At 60.5% G+C, this 22174-nt stretch carries 20 protein-coding genes and 1 tRNA gene; 17 read left to right on the forward strand and 4 right to left on the reverse strand.

Features of this window, described 5'->3' with window-relative positions:
- Positions 1 to 108: 108 nt before the first annotated feature.
- Positions 109 to 184 (reverse strand) — tRNA-Lys (locus PL597_RS12725).
- Between the two features lie 282 nt (positions 185 to 466).
- On the opposite strand from PL597_RS12725, the gene PL597_RS12730 reads away from it, so the two are divergent.
- Entirely contained in the window at positions 467 to 1213 is a 747-nt protein-coding gene (locus PL597_RS12730; protein WP_089153212.1) for a cytochrome c biogenesis CcdA family protein, read from the forward strand.
- 34 nt (positions 1214 to 1247) lie between these two features.
- Positions 1248 to 2186: an AEC family transporter gene (locus PL597_RS12735; RefSeq protein ID WP_077982060.1), complete on the forward strand. Its 939-nt coding sequence runs from the start codon at positions 1248 to 1250 to the stop codon at positions 2184 to 2186.
- Here the strand turns inward: PL597_RS12735 and PL597_RS12740 are convergent.
- Entirely contained in the window at positions 2170 to 3378 is a 1209-nt protein-coding gene (locus PL597_RS12740) for a UbiH/UbiF family hydroxylase (RefSeq protein ID WP_271365298.1), read from the reverse strand. The two genes, PL597_RS12735 and PL597_RS12740, sit on opposite strands and share 17 nt — an antisense overlap.
- Positions 3379 to 3587: 209 nt before the next feature.
- Here PL597_RS12740 and pcsA point away from each other — a divergent pair, with 209 nt between their 5' ends.
- From pcsA to PL597_RS12805, 13 genes are all read left to right on the forward strand, one after another.
- Positions 3588 to 4313, forward strand: a complete 726-nt coding sequence (pcsA, locus tag PL597_RS12745) for a phosphatidylcholine synthase (RefSeq protein ID WP_080792861.1) — start codon at positions 3588 to 3590, stop codon at positions 4311 to 4313.
- Between the two features lie 210 nt (positions 4314 to 4523).
- A complete protein-coding gene (locus tag PL597_RS12750; RefSeq protein WP_165691192.1) occupies positions 4524 to 6083 on the forward strand; it encodes an ABC transporter ATP-binding protein in 1560 nt (519 codons plus the stop codon).
- Positions 6073 to 7164, forward strand: a complete 1092-nt coding sequence (locus PL597_RS12755) for an ABC transporter permease (protein WP_077982063.1) — start codon at positions 6073 to 6075, stop codon at positions 7162 to 7164. The genes PL597_RS12750 and PL597_RS12755 overlap by 11 nt, the downstream gene beginning before the upstream one ends.
- A complete protein-coding gene (locus tag PL597_RS12760; protein ID WP_165691193.1) occupies positions 7164 to 8084 on the forward strand; it encodes an ABC transporter permease in 921 nt (306 codons plus the stop codon). The genes PL597_RS12755 and PL597_RS12760 overlap by 1 nt, the downstream gene beginning before the upstream one ends.
- Before the next feature lie 35 nt (positions 8085 to 8119).
- On the forward strand, positions 8120 to 9193 hold the full coding sequence (locus tag PL597_RS12765; protein WP_077982065.1) for a BMP family ABC transporter substrate-binding protein: 1074 nt from the start codon (positions 8120 to 8122) through the stop codon (positions 9191 to 9193).
- 212 nt (positions 9194 to 9405) lie between these two features.
- Entirely contained in the window at positions 9406 to 10143 is a 738-nt protein-coding gene (locus tag PL597_RS12770) for a FadR/GntR family transcriptional regulator (protein ID WP_271365372.1), read from the forward strand.
- A gap of 223 nt (positions 10144 to 10366) precedes the next feature.
- Positions 10367 to 11728, forward strand: coding sequence for a bifunctional UDP-N-acetylglucosamine diphosphorylase/glucosamine-1-phosphate N-acetyltransferase GlmU (gene glmU, locus PL597_RS12775; protein ID WP_271365299.1), 1362 nt, complete (start codon positions 10367 to 10369; stop codon positions 11726 to 11728).
- Between the two features lie 25 nt (positions 11729 to 11753).
- Positions 11754 to 11996: a hypothetical protein gene (locus PL597_RS12780; protein ID WP_269825155.1), complete on the forward strand. Its 243-nt coding sequence runs from the start codon at positions 11754 to 11756 to the stop codon at positions 11994 to 11996.
- Positions 11933 to 13759, forward strand: a complete 1827-nt coding sequence (glmS, locus tag PL597_RS12785; protein ID WP_077982068.1) for a glutamine--fructose-6-phosphate transaminase (isomerizing) — start codon at positions 11933 to 11935, stop codon at positions 13757 to 13759. The genes PL597_RS12780 and glmS overlap by 64 nt, the downstream gene beginning before the upstream one ends.
- Complete coding sequence (locus PL597_RS12790) at positions 13756 to 14259, forward strand: GNAT family N-acetyltransferase (protein WP_142912346.1); 504 nt, start codon at positions 13756 to 13758, stop codon at positions 14257 to 14259. The genes glmS and PL597_RS12790 overlap by 4 nt, the downstream gene beginning before the upstream one ends.
- Before the next feature lie 13 nt (positions 14260 to 14272).
- Entirely contained in the window at positions 14273 to 14941 is a 669-nt protein-coding gene (locus tag PL597_RS12795; protein WP_077982070.1) for a DUF502 domain-containing protein, read from the forward strand.
- A 114-nt stretch (positions 14942 to 15055) separates the two neighbouring features.
- Positions 15056 to 15301, forward strand: a complete 246-nt coding sequence (locus PL597_RS12800; protein WP_077982071.1) for a CopG family ribbon-helix-helix protein — start codon at positions 15056 to 15058, stop codon at positions 15299 to 15301.
- Positions 15298 to 15588: a type II toxin-antitoxin system RelE/ParE family toxin gene (locus PL597_RS12805; RefSeq protein ID WP_077982072.1), complete on the forward strand. Its 291-nt coding sequence runs from the start codon at positions 15298 to 15300 to the stop codon at positions 15586 to 15588. Before PL597_RS12800 ends, PL597_RS12805 begins: the two co-directional genes overlap by 4 nt.
- Before the next feature lie 25 nt (positions 15589 to 15613).
- Here PL597_RS12805 and PL597_RS12810 read toward each other — a convergent pair whose 3' ends face one another.
- The gene (locus PL597_RS12810; RefSeq protein WP_269825154.1) at positions 15614 to 15886 is read right to left on the reverse strand and encodes a hypothetical protein; all 273 of its coding nucleotides are present in this window, start codon (positions 15884 to 15886) and stop codon (positions 15614 to 15616) included.
- Positions 15887 to 15898: 12 nt separating this feature from the next.
- On the reverse strand, positions 15899 to 18004 hold the full coding sequence (gene recG / locus PL597_RS12815) for an ATP-dependent DNA helicase RecG (RefSeq protein WP_269825153.1): 2106 nt from the start codon (positions 18002 to 18004) through the stop codon (positions 15899 to 15901).
- A 189-nt stretch (positions 18005 to 18193) separates the two neighbouring features.
- On the opposite strand from recG, the gene PL597_RS12820 reads away from it, so the two are divergent.
- Together PL597_RS12820 and mfd are read left to right on the forward strand one after the other, a co-directional pair.
- Positions 18194 to 18505: an FAD assembly factor SdhE gene (locus PL597_RS12820; protein WP_077982075.1), complete on the forward strand. Its 312-nt coding sequence runs from the start codon at positions 18194 to 18196 to the stop codon at positions 18503 to 18505.
- 4 nt (positions 18506 to 18509) lie between these two features.
- Positions 18510 to 22007 (forward strand): transcription-repair coupling factor, encoded by a 3498-nt coding sequence (mfd, locus tag PL597_RS12825; RefSeq protein WP_271365301.1) that lies wholly within the window; start codon positions 18510 to 18512, stop codon positions 22005 to 22007.
- The last annotated feature ends 167 nt before the right edge of the window (positions 22008 to 22174 follow it).

Here is a 22174-nt window from a genome sequence, read left to right on the forward strand (position 1 = left end):
TGGAACAGAGAACGCTGCAAACAATCGACAATCCGTTCGGCACGAGATTGTCACCTATGTCTTAGGTACAAACTGTTACCTATGTCTCCGGTCTGGACAGATTTGAGGTGGTGAGAGCGCAGGGATTCGAACCCTGGACCTACTGATTAAAAGTCAGTTGCTCTACCGGCTGAGCTACGCTCTCCCGTGTCGGGGCTTGGTTGCCCTTCGGAAGTGCGCGGAACATAGGTAGAGCGATCCGTTCGGTCAACCCAAAAAAAGCGGTTTCGACAATCAATCCGGTTTTTTTTGTCGCACCCCCGAAAAGGTGATTGGAGACAGGGGGCGGCTGGGGATAAAACCGGCTTCAGACATGTCGGCTGGACGGGTGAAATCCTTTTGCAGCAATGACATGCACGAAAATGAAGCGTGAAGCGGCGGCGCAGCTTGAGAATCGCGGCGGCTTTGCGGGATGCGGAGTTCTTTGTTGTCGATTGCCGATATTTCCCTGTTCAGCGCGCTTCTGGCCGGCGCTCTTTCGTTTCTGTCGCCCTGCGTCCTGCCGCTGGTGCCGCCTTATCTCTGTTATATGGCGGGTGTTTCGGTCGAGCAGTTCAGGACGGAAGATACCGCGCCGCGGCCGGAGATTCGCAGGGCCGTGCTGTTTTCAGCCTTCTTCTTCACGCTCGGTTTCGCCACGGTCTTCGTGGCGCTTGGGGCAGGCGCCTCGACGATCGGTACGCTCCTGCGTCAGAATCTGGATATTCTCGCCAAGGTCGGTGGTTTCATCATCATTCTGATGGGGCTGAATTTCCTCGGCGTGTTCCGAATCGGCCTGTTTTCGCGCGAGGCGCGGTTTCAAGGCGCGGGCAAGCCGGCCACGCTGTCCGGGGCCTATGTCATGGGCCTTGCCTTCGCTTTCGGCTGGACGCCCTGCATCGGTCCGGTTCTGGGGGCTATTCTCGGCGTCGCCGCCGCACGCGATACGGTTGGCGACGGTGCGGCGCTGCTTGCGGTCTATTCTCTTGGCCTTGCGGTGCCGTTCTGGATCGCGGCGGCGTTTTCCGGCTCCTTCATGCGTTTCCTCGTCCGCTTCCGCCGCCATCTTGGGCTCGTGGAAAAGCTGCTGGGCGTGTTGCTGGTGCTGACCGGTCTCGCTTTCATGTCCGGTTTTATCACCAATGTGGCGATCTGGTTCCAGGAGACCTTTCCGATCCTGATGCAAATCGGTTAAGCCTCCCGCTTGAGTTGCTTGCGGGGGAAATATAGTGACGGATATCGTCGGATTGCTGTTGCCGTTTTTCGGCCTGATCTTCATCGGCTACGGTGCGGCGCGCATCACGAAGCAGCCGGTCGAGGCGATGGGCTGGCTGAACACTTTCATCATCTATGCGGCGCTGCCGGCGCTGTTTTTCAAGCTTGTGTCTAAAACACCGGTGGAAGAGCTGGCGCGGATGGATTTCGTCGCGGCCAGTCTCGCCTGCACCTATGGTGTTTTCCTGGCAGTGTTCCTGATCGGCCGATTCGTACGGAAAAACAGCCTTTCCGAAACCACGATCCAGAGTTTCGCGGCCAGCTACGGCAATATCGGTTATATGGGGCCGGGCCTAGCGCTTCTGGCGCTTGGCGAGAAGGCGGCGGTGCCGGTGGCGTTGATCGTCTGCCTTGAAAATGCCGCCCATTTCATCGTCGCCCCGGCGATGATGGCGGTTGCCGGCGGCGACAAGCGTTCCCCGCCAAGGCTTGCGCTGGATGTGGCGCGCAAGGTCATTACCCATCCCTTCATCGTCTCCGTCATCGCCGGCTTTCTGGCCGCATCGCTGTCGTGGCAGCCGCCGGAGGCGGTGCAGCGGCTGGTGGATTATCTGGCGCAATCGGCGGCGCCCTGCGCACTGTTTGCCATGGGCGTGACGCTGGCGCTTCGGCCAATGAAACGTGTGCCGGTGGAAATCAGCTATATCGTGCCGGCAAAGCTGATCCTGCATCCGCTCGCCGCCTATCTCGTGCTGTCGTCGCTCGGGCGGTTCGAGCCGGTGTGGATCTATTCAGCCGTGCTTTTGGCCGCGCTGCCGACCGCGACGAATGTCTTCGTCATCGGCCAGCAATATCACGTATGGCAGGAGAGGGCGTCTGCGACGATCCTGATTTCGACGGTTCTGTCTGTCTTCACGCTGACCGGCGTGGTTTATTTCATCCAGCCTTTTTGAAGCTGCCGAACAGCAGCGAGGGCAGGGCCTTCAGCCCGCGACCCGGCTCGATGCCTTCGCGCATGACCATGCTTCTAAGCGTGCCGATGCCGGAAAGCACGTGCAGTCCCGCCGCGCGCGCCATCTGTACCGGCAGGAGATCGGAAAGCAGCGAGCGGTTCAGGAGATCGACGCTCAGCGTGCGGCTATAGACATCCGCTCGCCGCTTGCGGTCGAATCTATCGCCGGCGTCGGCCGCAATCGGCCAGTCGGAGACGGCGCTCAGCAATTCCGTCAGCGCGATGATGTCGCGCAGGCTGAGGTTCAGCCCCTGCGCGCCGATGGGCGGAAAACCGTGCGCTGCCTCGCCGATCAGGGCGACGCGGCCCTTGCCGAAGCGGTGCGCAGTCATGGAAGAAAGCGGCCAGGCCTGAACGCTGTCCTCGACGGTGACCGCTCCCAGCATGGATTGCATGCGCTCCTCGACGCGCAGGCTGAGCGTCTCCAGCGGCAGCGCCGTCAACTCTTCCGCCTGCTGCGGGGTAACGACCCAGACGAGGCTGGAGCGGTCGCCGGGCAAGGGAACCTGTGTGAAAGGCCCGGTGGGTGTGTGGAACTCCGTCGAGACATTGCCGTGCGGCCGGCTATGGCCAAAGTTCAAAACAATGGCGGTCTGCGGATAGGACCAGGATTTGACGCCGATGCCGGCTGCATCCCGCACCATGGATTTGCGACCATCCGCGCCGATGAGGAAATCGGCGGAGAGCGTTTCGCCATTCGCAAGGGTCACCGTCATGCGGTCGTTGCCGATGTCGATTGTCTCGGCGGACGTGTCGAGGCGGGAAATATTGTGTTCCTGCTCGACCGCTTCGCTCAGGACGCCGAGCAGCGCCTCGTTGGGGATGTTCCAGCCAAAGGCGTCAAGCCCGATTTCGGAGGAACGGAACTGCACGTTGGGTGCACGCAGCAGGCGGTCGGTGCCATCGATGATCTGCATGGTGGAAAGGCGTGCGGCCGAAGGCGCGATGCGCGACCAGAGGCCAAGGCGGTCCATGAAACGGATGGACTGGTCCATCAGCGCGGTGGTGCGCTGGTCCTTCCTGTCGCTGGAAGGTGCGATGAGCGCCACGTGGCGGCCCGCCCGCGCCAGCGCGATGGCCGCGATCTGCCCCGCAAGTCCCGCACCGGTGATGGCGATATCGAAGTGTCTCATGGTCGTGATCCGTTGTTATTTCCAAACCATCATAAAGGCTTCGGTTGGGTAAATCCACTTCGGTCCCGGAACATCCGGTTGCGAAGATTCGTTAGTTGTGCCGCTATATTAGTCCTAGGATAAGCGGATTGAGCCGGTTGCAAAGCGTGGTGAATGGCCGCATACCGGAACAAACAGGGCGGATGAAAAACGGGGCGCAGACGCTGACCATGAAAATTTTCAACTATAAGCGTGTTCCCTACGCGGAAATCCGCGCCTTTTCCGTCCACATGCTCACGGCCTCCGGCTCGTTTCTGGCTTTTCTCGGTGTTGTCGCCGCAGCCGAACACCGCTTCGTCGATATGTTCTGGTGGCTGGGGCTTGCGCTGCTGGTGGATGGCATCGACGGTCCCATCGCCCGCAAGGTCAGGGTGAAGGAAGTGCTGCCCAACTGGTCCGGTGATACGCTCGATAATATCATCGACTATGTCACCTATGTGCTGTTGCCCGCCTTTGCGCTTTATCAGAAGGGCATGATCGGCGAGCCGCTGTCCTTCGTGGCCGCCGGCATGATCGTGGTGTCGAGCGCCATTTATTACGCCGACATGGGCATGAAGACGGACGAGTATTTCTTCTCCGGCTTTCCGGTGGTGTGGAATATGGTGGTGTTCACCCTGTTCGTCATGGACGCCAGCGCCACGACGGCAATGGTTGTCGTTACCGTTTCGGTGTTTTTGACATTCCTGCCGATCAACTTCCTGCATCCGGTGCGGGTGAAGCGATTGCGGCCGCTCAATCTCGCCGTGGTCTTCATCTGGTGCGCGCTTGGCGGTTATTCGCTGCTGATGCACTTCGAAACCCCGAGCTGGGCCGTGATCGGCTTTGTGGCAAGTGGCCTCTATCTTTATTGCATCGGTGGAATATTGCAGTTTTTCCCCTCGCTCGGCGCAAAGTAAGAACGGGTAAAGCCGTTTATTGCTTGTGCAAATTGCATTTAAGCGGCTTCTTTTTCAGTTGTGCGCAGCAGCAAAACCGTTATCAATAAGTCTTGATTGGATGAGATTGCATACGCATTGGCGTCCGATTGGGAACAATGACCACGATCGTTGGAAACGCTTCGAAGAAGGCGCGGCGGTCGGTGAGAGAGGGAACTCGTGACTGGAACTTTGGCGCCGGAGGCCGTGCCTCTCCTGTCCGTTCGCAAGCTGACCAAGCTGTTCGGCAATTTCGCCGCCTGCAACGGCATCGATCTCGATATTGCGCCGGGCGAAATCCACGCGCTTCTGGGTGAAAACGGCGCGGGCAAATCCACGCTCGTCAAGATGCTGTTCGGCGTTCTCGCGCCAAGCGAAGGCGAGATTGTCTGGCAGGGCCAGCCGGTTTCCGTCGCCTCGCCAAGCGAGGCCCGCAGGCTTGGCATCGGCATGGTGTTCCAGCATTTTTCGCTCTTCGAAGCGCTGACGGTGGCTGAAAACATCGCCCTGTCGCTCGACCCGAAAATTTCACTGAAGGAAATCGCCGGGCAAGCGGAAACGTTGTCGCGCGCCTATGGCCTGCCGCTCGATCCCAATGCCCATGTGGCCGATCTTTCGGTCGGCGAGCGCCAGCGCATCGAAATTGTCCGCGCGCTTTTACAGAACCCGCGCCTGATCATTCTCGATGAGCCAACCTCGGTTTTGACGCCGCAGGAGGCCGACAAGCTGTTCGAGACGTTGGAGAAGCTGAAGGCTGAAGGCCGTTCCGTGCTTTATATCAGCCATCGTCTCGAAGAAGTGCAGCGCATCTGCGACCGTGCCACCGTCCTGCGGCATGGGAAGGTGACGGGCGCCTGCGATCCGCGCAAGGAAACGCCAGCGTCGTTGGCGCGCATGATGGTCGGCAGCGATGTCGCAAGCGTTTCGCGGGCCACGGGCGAGACGCTCGGCGCGCCGCAGATCGAGGTCAGTGGGCTCTCGGTGGCGCCACGCACGCCTTTTGCGGTGGCGCTGAAATCGATATCCATGCAGGTGCGCGCCGGCGAGGTGCTGGCGATTGCCGGTGTGGCCGGCAACGGCCAGGGTGAGTTGTTCGATGCGCTTTCGGGCGAATATCCGGTCTATAACAATGACGCCATTCGCCTGCGCGGCAAGCCAGTCGGTCGCATCGGCATCAATGGCCGCCGGCTGATGGGCGCGGGTTTTGTGCCGGAAGAGCGCCACGGCCACGCCGCCGTTCCCGGCATGAGCCTGTCCGACAATCTGCTCTTGGCGCGGGCGCGCTCCGACCGCAAGGCGTTTCTGACCGGCGGTTTCCTGCGCATCGTGCGTGGCTCAGTCATCAGGGCTGCGGCGCGACGCATTTCGGAAACGATGGATGTGCGCAAAAGCGGGGCCGATCCGCTCGCAGGGTCGCTGTCTGGCGGTAATCTGCAGAAATTCATCGTCGGGCGCGAGCTTGACCGCCAGCCTGCCGTGCTGGTGGTCAACCAGCCGACCTGGGGCGTGGATGCGGGTGCGGCGAGCCGCATCCGTCAAGCGCTTGTCGACCTTGCCAAAGCGGGCTCGGCCGTCATCGTCATCAGTCAGGATCTCGATGAGATCTTCGAAGTCGCCACCAATATCGCTGTCATTTCCGACGGCAAGCTGTCAGAGACCCATTCGGTGGAGGAAATGACGCTCGAAAAGATCGGCCTGTTGATGGGCGGCATTCACACGTCACATTCGGGAGCCGCCCAGCATGCGCATTGAACTTGAAAAACGCGCAGGCGTCTCCCGGCTGTTCACCCTGCTTTCGCCGCTTCTGGCGCTCACGCTGACGCTGCTTGTCGGCGCCATCATGTTCGCCATGCTCGGCAAGAACCCGTTGGACGCGCTCTATGCCTTTTTCGTCGAGCCGCTGCTGGAAGTCTGGTCGCTCCATGAACTGGCGATCAAGGCCGCACCGTTGATCCTGATCGGCGTCGGGCTATCGATCTGTTATCGCTCCAACAACTGGAACATCGGCGCGGAGGGGCAGTTCACCATCGGCGCGATCACCGGTTCCATCCTGCCGGTGCTTTATCCCGATTGGCATTCGCCGCTGCTTTTGCCTTTAATGCTGGTGATGGGCGCCGTGGGCGGCGCGCTTTATGCGGGTATTCCCGCACTTTTGAAGACGAAGTTCAACACCAACGAAATCCTCGTCAGCCTGATGCTGGTCTATGTCGCGCAGCTTTTCCTCGACTGGCTGACGCGCGGCATCTGGCGCGATCCGGGCGGCTACAACTTCCCGCAGACCAAGCCTTTCAACGACAGCGCCGTTTTGCCGGAAATGCTGGCCTCGGGCCGGGCGCATTGGGGTTTCGTTTTCGCCATCGTTGCGGCCATCGCGCTATGGTTCATGATGCGCTACATGCTGAAGGGCTTCGAAGTCACCGTGCTTGGCCAATCGGCGCGGGCAGGGCGTTTCGCCGGTTTTTCGTCGAGCCGCATGGTGTGGTTTTCGCTGCTGCTTTCCGGCGCGCTGGCGGGGCTTGCTGGCATATCGGAAGCCTCCGGCTCCATCGGCCATCTCCAGCCCAGCATTTCGCCGGGTTACGGCTTTACCGCCATCATCGTCGCCTTTCTCGGTCGTCTCAATCCGCTCGGCATCATCCTTTCCGGGCTGGTGCTGGCGCTGACCTATCTCGGCGGCGAAGCGGCGCAGCTTTCAATCGGTGTGTCGGACAAGGTGACGCGCGTGTTTCAGGGGCTGATGCTGTTCTTCGTGCTGTCCTGCGATACGCTGATCTTCTATCGCATCAGGGTGTTCTTTCCCGGCAAGGCGCATCGTAAAGAAGGAGCGGCATGATGGATATGCTTCAGGCCATTCTCCTCACCGTCATCACCGCCGCCACGCCGCTCGTCATCGCCGCTTCAGGCGAGCTGGTAACGGAGCGCTCCGGCGTCCTCAATCTGGGTGTCGAGGGCATGATGATCATGGGTGCGGTCTGCGCTTTCGCGGCCGCGCATATGACCGGATCTCCCTATCTCGGCATTCTGGCCGGCATTGCCTCCGGTGCGGTTTTTTCGCTGCTCTTCGGTTTCCTGACGCTGACGCTCGTTACCAACCAGGTGGCGACGGGTCTTGCGCTCACCATTCTCGGCCTCGGCGTCTCGGGCATGCTGGGTGAAAGTTTCGTCGGCCTGCCGGGCATCAAGCTGCAGCCCATCGTCTTTCCGCTGCTGTCGGACATTCCCTTCCTCGGTCCGCTGCTTTTCCGGCAGGATTTGATCTTCTACCTCTCCATCGCGCTTGTCGCCGGCATCAGCTGGTTTCTGTTCAAAAGCCGCATGGGTCTCAAAATTCGCGCCATCGGCGATAATCACGCTTCGGCCCATGCGCTCGGCATCAATGTCATCCGCACCCGCTATCTGGCCGTCATGTTCGGCGGCGCCTGTGCGGGGCTTGCGGGGGCGCAGCTGTCGCTGGTCTATACGCCGCAATGGGTGGAAAACATGGCGGCCGGGCGCGGGTGGATTGCGCTGGCGCTCGTCGTCTTCGCCTCGTGGCGCCCATGGCGAGTGCTGGCGGGCGGTTATCTGTTCGGCGCTGTCACCATCGGCCAATTGCATGCGCAGGCGTTCGGCATCGGGGTGCCGTCGCAATTGCTGTCGGCGCTGCCCTATCTCGCCACTATTGTCGTGCTGGTCATCATCTCGCATAATCGCCGCACGACCTTGATCAATACACCGGCCTCGCTTGGCAAGTCCTTCGTGCCGGACAGGTGAAGCATTCTCACGTCTCCAAACCAACAGGGGTAAAAATGAAAAAACTGGTCATCGCACTCGCCGCTTCCGTTGCGGCTCTCGGCGGCGTCGTTTCCTCGGCTGAGGCCGCCGACGCCAAGAAGGTCTGCTTCATCTATGTCGGTTCAAAGACCGACGGCGGCTGGACACAGGCGCACGATATCGGCCGTCAGGAACTGCAGGCGCATTTCGGCGACAAGATCGAAACGCCGTTCCTCGAAAGCGTTCCGGAAGGTCCGGATGCCGAACGCGCCATCGAACGCATGGCCCGCTCGGGTTGCGAACTGGTGTTCACCACCTCCTTCGGCTTCATGGACGCCACCATCAAGGTTGCCCAGAAGTTCCCCAAGGTGAAGTTCGAACATGCTACGGGCTTCAAGACCGCCGAAAATGTCGCGACCTACAATTCGCGCTTCTATGAAGGCCGCTACATTCAGGGCCAGATCGCCGCGAAGATGTCGCAGAAGGGTCTCGCCGGCTACATCGCGTCCTTCCCGATCCCGGAAGTGGTGATGGGCATCGACGCCTTCGTGCTCGGCGCGCAGTCCGTCAATCCCGACTTCAAGGTGAAGGTCGTCTGGGCCAACACCTGGTTCGACCCCGGCAAGGAAGCCGATGCCGCCAAGGCGCTGATCGATCAGGGCGTCGATATTCTGACCCAGCACACCGACACCACCGCGCCGATGCAGGTTGCCGCAGAACGCGGCATCAAGGCCTTCGGTCAGGCGTCCGACATGATCGCGGCCGGTCCGAAGACGCAGCTTACCGCCATCAAGGACACCTGGGGAGCCTACTACATAAAGCGCACGCAGGCTCTTCTCGATGGTACCTGGAAGTCCGAATCGGTATGGGACGGCCTGAAGGACGGCATCCTGACCATGGCGCCTTACACCAACATGCCTGATGACGTGAAGAAGATGGCCGAAGACACCGAAGCCAAGATCAAGTCGGGCGAGCTGCACCCCTTCACCGGTCCGGTGAAGAAGCAGGACGGTTCGGAATGGCTGAAGGCGGGTGAGAAGGCCGAGGACGGCGTTCTGCTCGGCCTCAATTTCTACGTCGCCGGTGTGGACGACAAGCTGCCGCAATAATGCTTTTTAGCCATCGTTACTGAAGCAAGGCCGCACATATGTCATGTGCGGCCTTGCTTATTTTCACGCGTTTTATTGCAGGGATGAAGTTTACCTTTGCTTTTCATGCAACTTGATGTTTTTCACTATAATCTGACTTGAGATACACACGTCTGGCGCGATTTTTTCAAGATCGCCAACCGAACGGAAGGATATGGCACTTGCAGCGCGGAATGCTCGATGCGGCGATCGGTTTTCGAAAGCTGCGGACAAATCATGCACAGGTCGTTCACAAGCTCGGTCTCGATATTGTGTCCGGCGTCTTCAAGACGGGTGATATCCTGCCGGGCGATGCCGAGCTGATGGACCGCCTGAAAGTATCGCGCACAGTGCTGCGCGAAGCGATGAAGACGCTGACCGCCAAGGGTATGATTTCCCCCAAGGCGCGGATCGGCACCCGGGTGACGGAGCGCGAAAGCTGGAACATGTTCGACAGCGAGGTGCTGCTCTGGCATTTCGAGGCTGGCGTCAGCGACGAGTTTCTGTTGCATCTTTACGATATCCGTCAGGCCTTCGAGCCCTATGGCGCGGGGCTCGCCGCCATCAGGGCGCAGGACGCCGATATCGCCAAGCTCGCCGCTTACGCCAACGAGATGGGCAATACGGCCTATTCCAAGGAAAAGCGCGCGCTTGCGGATATGAATTTCCATGTGCTCATCACCGAAATGTCCGGTAATCCGTTCATGCGCACCGTCGGTTCGCTGATAAAGGCGGCTCTGGTGGGCATTTTCCGGATGAGCAACCCGGAAACCGATCCCAATGAGATTTCCGACGTGTCCGCCTCGCACCTGCGGCTCGTGGAGGCGTTTCGCCTGCGCGATGACGGTGCAGCGCGCCGCGAGATGGAAAGGCTGATCGAAAACGGCCGCCAGCAGGTGCTGGAATTCACTGCCCGCAATCCACGGCGATAAATCAGACCGAGGGAACGGGATGCGATACCGTTGCAATCACGTTTGATGAAAATCGGTGCGGAAATTTGGTGCAGATTTGCATGGTTTCTTAAGTGGGCCGCCGTTATAGCAATTTCGGAATGAAATTACCGATGCGCCCGTTCGTTTTGCCGGACGGCGTGAAGTCAAACATATGCCGCCGTCCTGACCGTCCTGCGGTCGGTGACGCGGTGTTGGAGGTCTTATGGAGCGCAGCTCTCTAGCCGTTATTCTCGCAGCGGGCGACAGCACGCGCATGAAATCGTCGAAATCCAAGGTGCTGCATCCGGTCGCCGGGCGTCCGATGATCGCCCATGTGGTTGGGGCGGTGGCTGGATCTGGCGTCAGCACGGTGGCGCTGGTGGTCGGGCGCGATGCCGAGAATGTCGCTGCGGCCGCAAGCCTGCCGGGCCTTGAGGTGGAAGCTTTCGTGCAGACGGAACGCAAGGGCACCGGCCATGCGGTGCTTGCCGCACGCGCAGCTATCGAACGCGGTTTTGACGATCTCATCGTTGCCTATGGCGATGTCCCGCTCATCACGTCTGCAACGCTCGACCGGGCGCGTAAGGCGATTGCCGCCGGCGCCGATGTCGCCGTCATCGGCTTCCATACCGACCGCCCGACCGGTTACGGCCGACTTCTGGTCAAGGATGGCGAACTTGTCGCGATCCGCGAGGAGAAGGACGCGACCGATGCGGAGCGTAAGGTGACCTGGTGCAATAGCGGATTGATGGCCATCAACGGCCGCAACGCCCTTGATCTGCTCGACCGCATCGGCAACAGCAATGTTAAGGGCGAATATTATCTGACCGACATTGTCGAGATTGCCCGCTCGCTCGGCCGCCGCGCAGTTGCCATCGATGCGCCCGAAACGGAACTGGTCGGCTGCAACAACCGTGCCGAACTGGCCTTTATCGAGAAGCTCTGGCAGGAGCGCCGCCGTCATGAGCTGATGGTCGATGGCGTCTCGATGGTCGCGCCCGAGACAGTATTCCTTTCCTTCGATACGAAGATCGGTCAGGATGTCCTGATCGAACCCAACGTCGTTTTCGGTCCCGGCGTGACGATCGAGCCGGGTGCGATCATTCATGCGTTTTCGCATCTGGAAGGGGCTTATCTGGCCGAGGGTGCGGTTGTCGGTCCATTTGCGCGGTTGCGTCCGGGTGCAAACCTGCACGCCAACGCCAAGGTCGGTAATTTCTGTGAGGTCAAGAAGGCCGAGATCGGTGAGGGCGCCAAGGTCAACCATCTGACCTATATCGGCGATGCTTTCGTGGGTGCAGGCAGCAATATCGGCGCGGGTGCCATCACCTGTAATTATGACGGTTACAACAAGTCCGAAACACGGATCGGGGCCAACAGCTTCATCGGTTCTAATTCGTCGCTGGTCGCTCCCGTCACCATCGGAGAGCGGGCCTATATCGCCTCCGGCAGCGTGATTACCGATGACGTGCCTGCCGATGCGCTGGTTTTCGGGCGCGCGCGCCAGGAGGTGAAACCGGGCAGGGCGGTCGCCCTGCGCGAGCGGGCGAAAGCGCTGAAGGAAGCGAAGAAAAAATCCTCTTGAAAGACGTTACCGGGCGATACCGAAAGTGACCGGCGGCGTAATTGCCGATTTCAGGGAAACGGTTAAAGCATTTCCAGTAAAAGTGCGCAGCGGTTTTACGTCCGGAAATGCGTCAGAACAAAAAGGTGGAGTATTTTTGCATTTCAGGGAAATGCGAAAATACTCTGAACGTTGCGGTGAAGAGATCGCCGTCTGGAGAAATATATGTGCGGAATTGTCGGAATTGTCGGAACCCAGCCAGTTGCTGAACGGCTTGTCGATGCGCTGAAGCGTCTCGAATATCGCGGTTACGATTCGGCTGGTGTCGCCACCATCGACAATGGCGCGATGGATCGCCGCCGGGCGGAAGGCAAGCTGTTCAATCTCGAGAAGCTGGTTTCGGAAAAGCCGCTGCCGGGTGTGGTCGGCATCGCCCATACGCGCTGGGCGACGCATGGTGTTCCGAACGAAACCAATGCCCATCCGCATTTCGTCGATGGCGTTGCCGTTGTCCACAATGGCATCATCGAAAACTTCGCCGAACTGCGCGAGGAGCTGACAGCCGAGGGTGCGAGCTTCACCACCCAGACCGATACCGAAGTGGTGGCGCAGCTTCTGGCGAAATATACCCGCGAGGGTCTCGGCCATCGCGAGGCGATGCTGAAGATGCTGAACCGCGTGACGGGTGCCTATGCGCTGGTCGTCATGTTCAAGGACGATCCCGGCACGCTTCTCTCGGCGCGTTCCGGCCCGCCGCTTGCCGTTGGTTACGGTCGGGGCGAGATGTTCCTGGGGTCTGATGCCATCGCGCTGTCGCCGTTTACCAATGAGATCACCTATCTGGTGGATGGCGATTGCGCCATCGTGACCCGGCAGGGTGCTGAGATCATCGATTTCTCCGGCAAACCGGTGAAGCGCGAGCGGCAGATATCGCAGGCGACGGCCTATGTGGTCGACAAGGGCAACCATCGCCACTTCATGGAAAAGGAAATCTACGAGCAGCCGGAAGTCATTTCCCATGCGCTCAGCCATTACGTGGACTTCGCCTCCAAGACCGTGAAGCAGGCCGACACGGCCATTGATTTCGCCAAGCTTTCCGGCCTTGCCATTTCCGCCTGCGGGACGGCCTATCTTTCCGGCCTGATCGGTAAATACTGGTTTGAGCGTTATGCACGCTTGCCGGTGGAAATCGATGTCGCCTCGGAATTCCGTTATCGCGAAATGCCACTTCAGCCGTCCCAGGCGGCGCTCTTCATCTCGCAATCGGGCGAGACCGCCGATACGCTGGCGTCGCTGCGCTATTGCAAGGAAAACGATCTCAAGATCGGCGCCATCGTCAATGTGCGGGAATCGACCATCGCGCGCGAATCCGACGCCATTTTCCCGATCCTTGCAGGCCCGGAGATCGGCGTCGCCTCCACCAAGGCTTTCACCTGTCAGCTTGCGGTCCTCGCGTCTTTGGCAATCGCCGCGGGCAAGGCGCGCGGTACGCTGAAGCCGGGCGAGGAAAAGGAGCTGGTGCAGCAGTTGATCGAGATGCCGCGCATCATGAGCAAGGTGCTGAACCTCATCCAGCCGCAGATCGAGGCGCTGTCGCGCGATCTGTCGCGCTTCAAGGACGTGCTTTATCTCGGCCGCGGCACCAGCTTCCCGCTGGCGCTGGAGGGTGCTTTGAAGCTCAAGGAAATCTCCTATATCCACGCTGAAGGTTATGCTGCCGGCGAGCTGAAGCATGGGCCGATCGCGCTGATCGACGAGAACATGCCTGTTATCGTCATCGCCCCGCATGACCGTTTCTTTGAAAAGACCGTTTCGAACATGCAGGAGGTCGCCGCGCGCGGCGGCCGCATCATCTTCATCACCGATGAGAAGGGGGCTGCTGCCTCCACGCTCGACACCATGGCGACGATCACGCTCCCCAATGTCGACGAGCTGATTGCGCCGATGGTCTTCTCGCTGCCGATCCAGCTGCTTGCCTATCACACCGCTGTCTTCATGGGCACGGATGTGGACCAGCCGCGCAATCTGGCGAAGTCGGTCACGGTGGAATGATCGTCCGGCCGGAGCGGCGGGCGGATGAAGAGGCGATTGCTCGCGTAACGGAAGATGCCTTCCGTAACGTCGATTACAGCGACAAGACGGAGCATCTCATCGTCGGGCGGTTGCGCAGGGCAGGTGCGCTCACCGTTTCACTGGTTGCCGAGGACAGCGAAGGCATCATCGGTCATGTCGGCTTTTCGCCGGTGACGCTTACCAGCGGCGAGACCAGGTGGTTCTGCCTCGCGCCGCTTTCCGTAACGCCGGAACGGCAGGGGCAGGGTGTCGGCTCCAGGCTGGTGCGGGACGGGCTTGCTGCCCTGGAGCGTCTGAATGCTTCCGGCGTGGTCGTCGCGGGCGATCCGGACTACTATGGCCGCTTCGGTTTTCGCCATGTCGATGGGGTGAACGCGGAAGGGATTCCTGACGAATATTTCACAGTTCTTCGCTTGCATGGTGGAACTCCATCCGGCATTGTCGGTTTTCATCCGGGTTTCGATGGCGACAACGCTTAATTCCGAACGGTAAATGACCGATATTCCAGTAAAAATTTCATTCGCAGCCCGCCTGCGCAACAGTTTCCTCACGGGCGTTCTGATCCTTGCGCCTGTCACCATCACCATGTGGCTGGTGTGGAGCTTCCTGCAATGGGCGGATAGCTGGGTGAAGCCCTATATTCCGGCCCGTTACGATCCGGAGCAATATTTCGATGTGGCGATCCCCGGTTTCGGCCTGCTGATCGCCGTCATCGGCATCACACTCATCGGCTTTCTGGGCAACAACCTGATCGGCAAATGGATCGTCGGCGTCGGCGAATCCATCCTCAACCGCATGCCGCTGGTGCGGCCGATCTATAAAAGCATCAAGCAGCTGTTCGAATCCGTTCTGAAAGAGCATTCGAACTCCTTCAAGAAGGTGGGCCTGATCGAGTTTCCGTCATCCGGCACCTGGGCGATGGTCTTCGTCGCGTCCGAGGCCAAGGGCGAGCTTGCCCATCGTTTCAACGAAATGGGCCAGCAGATGGTCGCCGTGTTCCTGCCGCCCACGCCGGTGCCGACGGCGGGCTTCCTGCTGTTCGTGCCGAAAGACAAGATCGTGATGCTGGACATGACGCCAGAAGATGCGGCGAAACTGCTGATATCAGGTGGTCTGGTAGCTCCGGATTTCACGCCGCCGAAAATGATTGCGCCGGTTTGAGGATTTGTGACGCACTGGGTTCGTTGCTCTGTTCTCCCTTGAGTTTTCATGCCCACGGTTGACGAACCAATATGGTTCACCGATAATCATAGTGAACCACGAAAGGTCGCAACCATGACTGCATTCACGGTGCGCTTGCCGGACGAAGTTGCCAACAAGCTTGAACAGCTGGCGGAAAAGCTTGATCGCTCGCGGTCCTACATGGCGGCACGGGCGATTGAGGACTTTGTTGCTCGCGAAGAGTGGCAGCTCGCGGAAATCGAGGCCGGTTTGGCGGAAGCGGATCGCGGCGAGTTTGGAACGCAAGACGATCTGGCAAACATTGTCGGGAAATATGTAAAGTCCGCTCGGCCGTCATGAGCGACCGGAGAATTCGCTGGACTGTGCGGGCGCTGCGACGGCTCGATGAAATCGGTAGGCATATCGAAACGGACAATCCTGCAGCTGCCGCCCGCGTGATTTCCCGTATTGTGTCAGCGGCCGACATGTTGGTGGATCAACCAGCTATGGGACGGGTCGGGCGCATTAAGGGAACGCGGGAAGCCGTGCTGTCCGACATTTCCTACATCGTTGCCTATCGTGTTGGCCGGGATATCGAAATCCTGACGGTTATTCACACCTCGCAGCGATGGCCGTCGGCACTTTAACCAAACTATTTCTCAGGCGCCCCGATCAATCCTCGTCATCCAGATCGTCCATCTCTGTCCCCGTCGTGGTCGCGTGGAAAACCGGAACGAAAAGCCGCATATAGACCAGCCGCACGCTCCAACCTTCTTCCAGCGCCTGGCTCCACGCCTTCTTGCGGCCGGGCTTCTTGAACGCCTTGCCGATTGCCTTTTTCGCGCTCTTCGCAAATGTCTCCGGTTGCAGAATATTCTGCGGCGAGCAGAGCGCGTAGCCTTTCCTGAAGGCGGGCGGTGGGCGGCGCGGGTCGATCATGTTCATGGGCGTTCACTTTCAGCCAGCGTGCAGGAAACGAATCGCTTCGTCGCGGCGGTGCAGGTAGAGCAGGGTGCGTAGGGCATCGCCGCGTGGACCTGTCAGTTCGGGATCACGCTCGATGACATAGGCTGCGTCCTTGCGGGCGATTTCGAGAAGATCGGCATGGGCCTCGAGGCTGGCGATGCGGAAGCCCGGCGTGCCGGACTGGCGGGTGCCGAGCAGCTCGCCTTCACCGCGAAGCTTCAAATCCTCCTCGGCGATCAGGAAGCCATCCTCGCTGTCGCGCAGGATGGAGAGTCGTGCGCGGCCGTTTTCGCTGAGCGGGCCCTTGTAGAGCAGGATACAGGTGGAAGCCTCGTCGCCGCGTCCGACGCGGCCGCGCAGCTGGTGAAGCTGAGCAAGACCGAAACGTTCGGCATGTTCGATGACCATGATCGTCGCATCCGGCACATCGACACCGACTTCCACCACGGTCGTCGCCACCAGCAGCCGGGTTTCGCCGCTCTTGAAAGCGAGCATCGCAGCATCCTTCTCCGGGCCGCTCATGCGCCCGTGAATGAGGCCGATATTGGCGCCAAGCATCTGCGAGAGAACCGCATGCCGCTCTTCTGCGGACATCAGGTCGGATTCCTCCGTTTCCTCCACCAGCGGGCAAATCCAGTACGCCTTCTTGCCGTCTTTTAGCGCTGCGCGCAGCCGTTCGACGATGTCGCCGATGCGTTCGGTGGGGATCGTCACGGTCTGGATGGGTTTGCGGCCGGCCGGTTTTTCGGTGAGCTTGGAAACGTCCATATCGCCGAAGGCGGCCAGAACCAGTGTGCGGGGAATGGGCGTGGCGGTCATGACCAGCATATGCGGCGTGATGCCCTTGGCGGTGAGGCGCAGGCGCTGGTGCACGCCGAAACGGTGCTGTTCATCCACAACGGCCAGCACGAGGTTCCTGTAACTCACGCTGTCCTGAAACAGCGCGTGGGTGCCGATGACGATCTGCGCTTCGCCCGAGGCCACCCGCTCCTCGATCTCGCGGCGCTCCTTGCCCTTGGTGCGGCCGGTCAGCACTTCGACGGTGATGCCCGCTGCCTGCGCGAGTTTGGAGATGGTGGCGTAATGCTGGCGGGCGAGGATTTCGGTGGGCGCCATCAGCACCGCCTGTCCGCCGGCCTCCACCGCAGTCGCCATGGCCATCAACGCCACCAGCGTCTTGCCCGCACCGACATCGCCCTGCAGCAGCCGCAACATGCGGTCTTCGCCGGCCATGTCGGTCAGGATATCTTTGACCGCAGCGCTTTGGCTCGCCGTCAGCGAGAAGGGCAGCTGCGACAGGATTTTTGCGGCGACATCACCCTTGGCGCGGATCGGCTGGCCCGCCACCTTGCGCAGTCGCTGGCGCACCAACGCCAGTGACAGCTGCCCGGCGAGGAATTCGTCGTAGGCGAGCCGCCTGCGCGCCGGGGCCTGCGGTTCGATATCGGCGCTGTCGCGCGGATCGTGCAGTTCACGGAAGCTCGAAGCGACATCGCCGAAACCCTGCCTGGTCTTGAGCGTCTCGTCGATCCATTCCGGGAAGGCCGGCAGCTTTGACAGCCCGCCCTCGATGGCGCGGCGCAGCACCTTGGGCGATAGACCGGCGGTCATGGGATAGACCGCTTCCACCAGAGGCAGGTTTTCCGCCTCGGAAAGCTTCACCATGAAATCCGGATGCACCATGGAGGCGCGGCCGTTAAACCAGTCCACCTTGCCGCTGACGAGAACCTCTTCATCGACGGGCAGGGCCTTGGACAGCCAGTCGCCCTTGGCGCGGAAAAAGGTCAACGCCAGTTCGCCGGTCTCGTCATGCAGGAAGACGCGATAAGGCGCGGAGCGGTTTCCCGGCGGTGGCGGCTGGTGGCGGTCGACGCGTCCCTGAATGGTGACAATGGCGCCGGGGCTGGCCAGCGCAATGCCGGGGCGGTTGCGGCGGTCAATGACGTTGGATGGCGCGTGGAACAGGAGATCGATCACGCGGGTGTCGTCGGCGCTTTCCCGGCTCAAGAGCTTGGCCAGAAGATCGGCAAGTTTCGGCCCCACACCGGCAAGGGTGGCGACGGAGGCAAACAGCGGATCGAGAATGGCCGGGCGCATGGGTCAGCAAAATCGGGGAAGGGGGCGGCTTATGCAAGACTTCGCTGGTCACAAAGGCGGGTTATCACCGGCAGATTTTCACTACTTCGGCATTATTTCGATAAAAACCGGTTCCCAAGCGTTCGCCTCCTGTTCTATAGGAGGTCGCAGTCAACAATTTGTTGATTAATCAACCGAAAGGTGAATGCGATGACTGGACTGGTGCGCACGAGTGCCGACCTCGATCCGAGACGCCGGCGGATTCTTTACCGCTGCTGGCACCGGGGCATTCGCGAGATGGATCTGGTGCTCGGGCAATTCGCGGAAGACAATATTGCCGGGCTTTCCGATGAGCAGCTCGATGAGCTGGAAGTCATCATGGCGGAAGAGGATAACGACCTCGTCAAGATGGTGACCGGCGCGCTTGCCATACCGGAAAAATTCCAGACCCCGCTGTTTGAGAAGATCGCCTCCTACCGTCCCGATTTCGATCTCGTCACCACTGACACCCTGAAAGCCTGAGAATATGATAGCCGGATTCGATGCAAAGCTGGTGTCGTCGGCCGATACGCCGCTGACCATCGGAAACGTACCATCAGGCATGGAAGCCCTTTTGCTTGCTGACATGGCACGGGCGGGCACGTCGGTGGCCTATGTGATGTCGGACGGCCAGCGCGTCGCCGATCTCGAGCAGATCCTTGGGTTTGTCGCGCCTGACATTCCGGTGATGACGCTGCCGGCCTGGGACTGCCTGCCCTATGACCGCGTGTCACCGAGCGCCGATACCTCGGCGCGCCGGCTGGCAGCGCTCTCCGGCCTGATCTCTCACGCCAAGAAGCCGCATCCGGCCATCGTGCTGGTCACCGTCAACGCCATGCTGCAGAAGATGGCGCCACGCGACATTATCGAAAGCCTGGGCTTTTCGGCGCGCCCCGGTAACCAGATTCGCATGGAGGAGATTGCCGCGCGGCTGGAGCGCAACGGTTTCGACCGGGTGGCAACGGTGCGTGAGGTGGGCGAGTTCGCCGTGCGCGGCGGCATTCTCGATGTCTTCGTGCCGGGCACGGAAGAACCGGTGCGGCTCGATTTCTTCGGCGATACGCTGGAAAGCATCCGCACCTTCGATCCGGCCAGCCAGCGTACCATCGGCCAGGCGCGCTCGCTCGATCTGAACCCGATGAGCGAAGTGACGCTGACGCCGGATACGATCAGCCGGTTTCGCAAGAATTACCTGTCGCTGTTCGGCGCGGCGACGCGTGACGATGCTCTTTATCAGGCTGTCTCCGAAGGCCGCCGTTATGCCGGCATGGAGCATTGGCTGCCACTGTTTTATGAGCAGCTGGAGACCGCTTTCGATTATCTGAGGGGCTTCCGTATCGTCACCGATCATACGGCGCGGGAGGCGGCGAAAGAACGCTCCAAGCTGGTGCTCGATTATTACGATGCGCGCCGCAGCTCCGGCGAAACCAAGGGCTCGACGCAGGGTGCGCCCTACAAGCCGGTTTCGCCCGGCCAGCTTTATCTCGACGGCAAGAGCTTCGATGCCGCGCTTGCTGCCGTCAATGCGGTGCGTCTCACGCCCTTCAACGAGCAGGACAGCGAAGGCCGCCCGGTTGCCACGCTCGATGCCCATGTCGGGCCGCGCTGGGCGCGGCCGCCAACCGAAGGCGAGAGCGAAGAACGGGTCAATGTCTTCGATCTGGCCGTGAAGCATATTGCCGAGCGCCGCGCCAAGGGATGGAAGGTGCTTATAACAGGCTGGTCGGAAGGTTCGCTCGACCGGCTGCTGCAGGTGCTGAACGAGCATGGGCTTGAGAAGATCAAGCCGATCACCTCGCTGAAAGAGGTGGAGAAGCTCGGAAAAGGCGAGGCGGCCTCGGCGGTGCTGAGCCTCGAAGCGGGTTTCGAGACTGGAAACCTTGCCGTCATCGGGGAGCAGGATATTCTCGGCGACCGTATGGTGCGTCGCTCGAAGCGTCGCAAGCGCGGTGCCGATTTCATCTCGGAAGTGGCCGGGCTGGACGAGGGCTCGCTGGTCGTCCATGCCGAACATGGTATAGGCCGTTTCGTCGGCCTGCGGACCATCGAGGCGGCGGGTGCGCCGCGTGCGTGTCTGGAACTGCATTATGCCGATGACGCCAAGCTGTTCCTGCCGGTTGAAAACATCGATCTTTTGTCCCGTTACGGTTCCGATGCGGCGGAAGCGCAGCTCGACAAGCTTGGCGGTGGCGCATGGCAGATGCGCAAGGCCAAGCTCAAGAAGCGCCTGCTCGACATGGCCGATGAGCTTATCCGCATTGCGGCCGCGCGTCTGGTGCGCCATGCGCCGGTGCTGACAGCGCCGGATGGGCTTTATGACGAATTCGCCGCCCGTTTCCCCTATGACGAGACGGAAGACCAGCTGAACGCCATCGAAGCCATCCGCGAGGATCTCGGTGCCGGCCGGCCGATGGACCGGCTCATCTGCGGCGACGTCGGTTTCGGCAAGACAGAAGTGGCCCTGCGCGCCGCTTTCCTTGCCGCCATGAATGGCGTGCAGGTGGCGGTGGTGGTGCCGACGACGCTGCTGTCGCGCCAGCATTTCCGCACTTTCTCGGAACGTTTCCGCGGATTGCCCATCCGGGTGCAGCAGGCTTCGCGCCTTGTCGGCTCCAAGGAACTGACGCTGACGAAAAAGGAAGTGGCTGATGGCAAGACCGATATCGTCGTCGGCACCCATGCGCTGCTGGGTGCGGGCATCAGTTTTGCCAATCTCGGCCTGCTCATCATCGATGAAGAGCAGCATTTCGGCGTGAAGCACAAGGAGCGCCTGAAAGAGCTGAAGAGCGACGTGCATGTGCTGACGCTGTCTGCGACGCCCATTCCGCGCACCTTGCAGCTTGCCATGACGGGCGTGCGGGAATTGTCGCTTATCACCACGCCGCCGGTGGACCGCATGGCGGTGCGCACCTTCATTTCGCCCTTCGATCCGCTGGTGATCCGCGAGACCTTGATGCGTGAGCATTATCGTGGCGGCCAGAGTTTTTACGTCTGCCCGCGTCTTGCCGATCTCGCCGATATCCATGCCTTCCTGCAATCGGATGTGCCGGAACTGAAGGTGGCCGTGGCGCACGGCCAGATGCCGGCGGGTGAACTCGAAGACATCATGAACGCCTTCTACGACGGCAAATATGACGTGCTGCTGTCGACCACCATCGTCGAATCCGGCCTCGACGTGCCGACTGCCAACACGCTGATCGTGCATCGCGCCGATATGTTCGGCCTCGCCCAGCTGTACCAGCTACGCGGCCGCGTCGGCCGGTCCAAGGTGCGCGCCTTCGCGCTCTTCACCCTGCCGGTCAACAAGGTGCTGACGACGATGGCCGAGCGGCGGCTGAAGGTGCTGCAGTCGCTCGATACGCTGGGCGCCGGCTTCCAGCTGGCGAGCCACGACCTCGATATTCGCGGTGCGGGCAATCTGCTCGGCGAGGAACAATCCGGCCATATCAAGGAAGTCGGTTTCGAGCTTTACCAGCAGATGCTGGAAGAGGCGGTTGCCGAAGTGAAGGGCGATGAGCAGGTGCAGGATAGCGGCTGGTCGCCGCAAATCTCGGTCGGCACCTCGGTCATGATTCCGGAAGATTATGTTCCCGATCTGCATCTACGCATGGGGCTTTACCGCCGCCTTGGCGAGCTTGCCGATATCAGCGAGATCGACGGTTTCGGCGCGGAAATGATCGACCGTTTCGGCCCGCTGCCGAAAGAGGTGCAGCATCTGCTCAAGATCGTCTACATCAAGTCTCTCTGCCGCATTGCCAATGTCGAGAAGCTGGATGCCGGGCCGAAGGGCGTTGTCGTGCAGTTCCGCAACAAGGAATTCCCGAATCCGGGCGCGCTGGTCGGTTACATCGGCAAACAGGGATCGATGGCGAAAATCCGCCCCGATCACAGCCTGTTCCTGAACCGCGATCTGCCGACGCCGGAAAAGCGGCTAACGGGTGCGGCAATGATCATGACGCAGCTGGCGGAACTGGCTCGGTCGTAGATTTGAGCTTCAGGGGGTGCCGGTTCGACAACTGACCGAAGGTGGGTGGGGTTTACCCCCTTCGGCCCGCTAACAAATGGCCAATCCTCGGAAAACCCAGCCCGCAAGGCTCAGCGACATTACGGCGATGTAACGAAACGGACATGCGCCGGTAGTCTTTGCGGGCG

Origin of the sequence: Agrobacterium sp. ST15.13.013, assembly GCF_027956525.1 — a bacterium.
Taxonomy (GTDB): domain Bacteria; phylum Pseudomonadota; class Alphaproteobacteria; order Rhizobiales; family Rhizobiaceae; genus Agrobacterium; species Agrobacterium salinitolerans.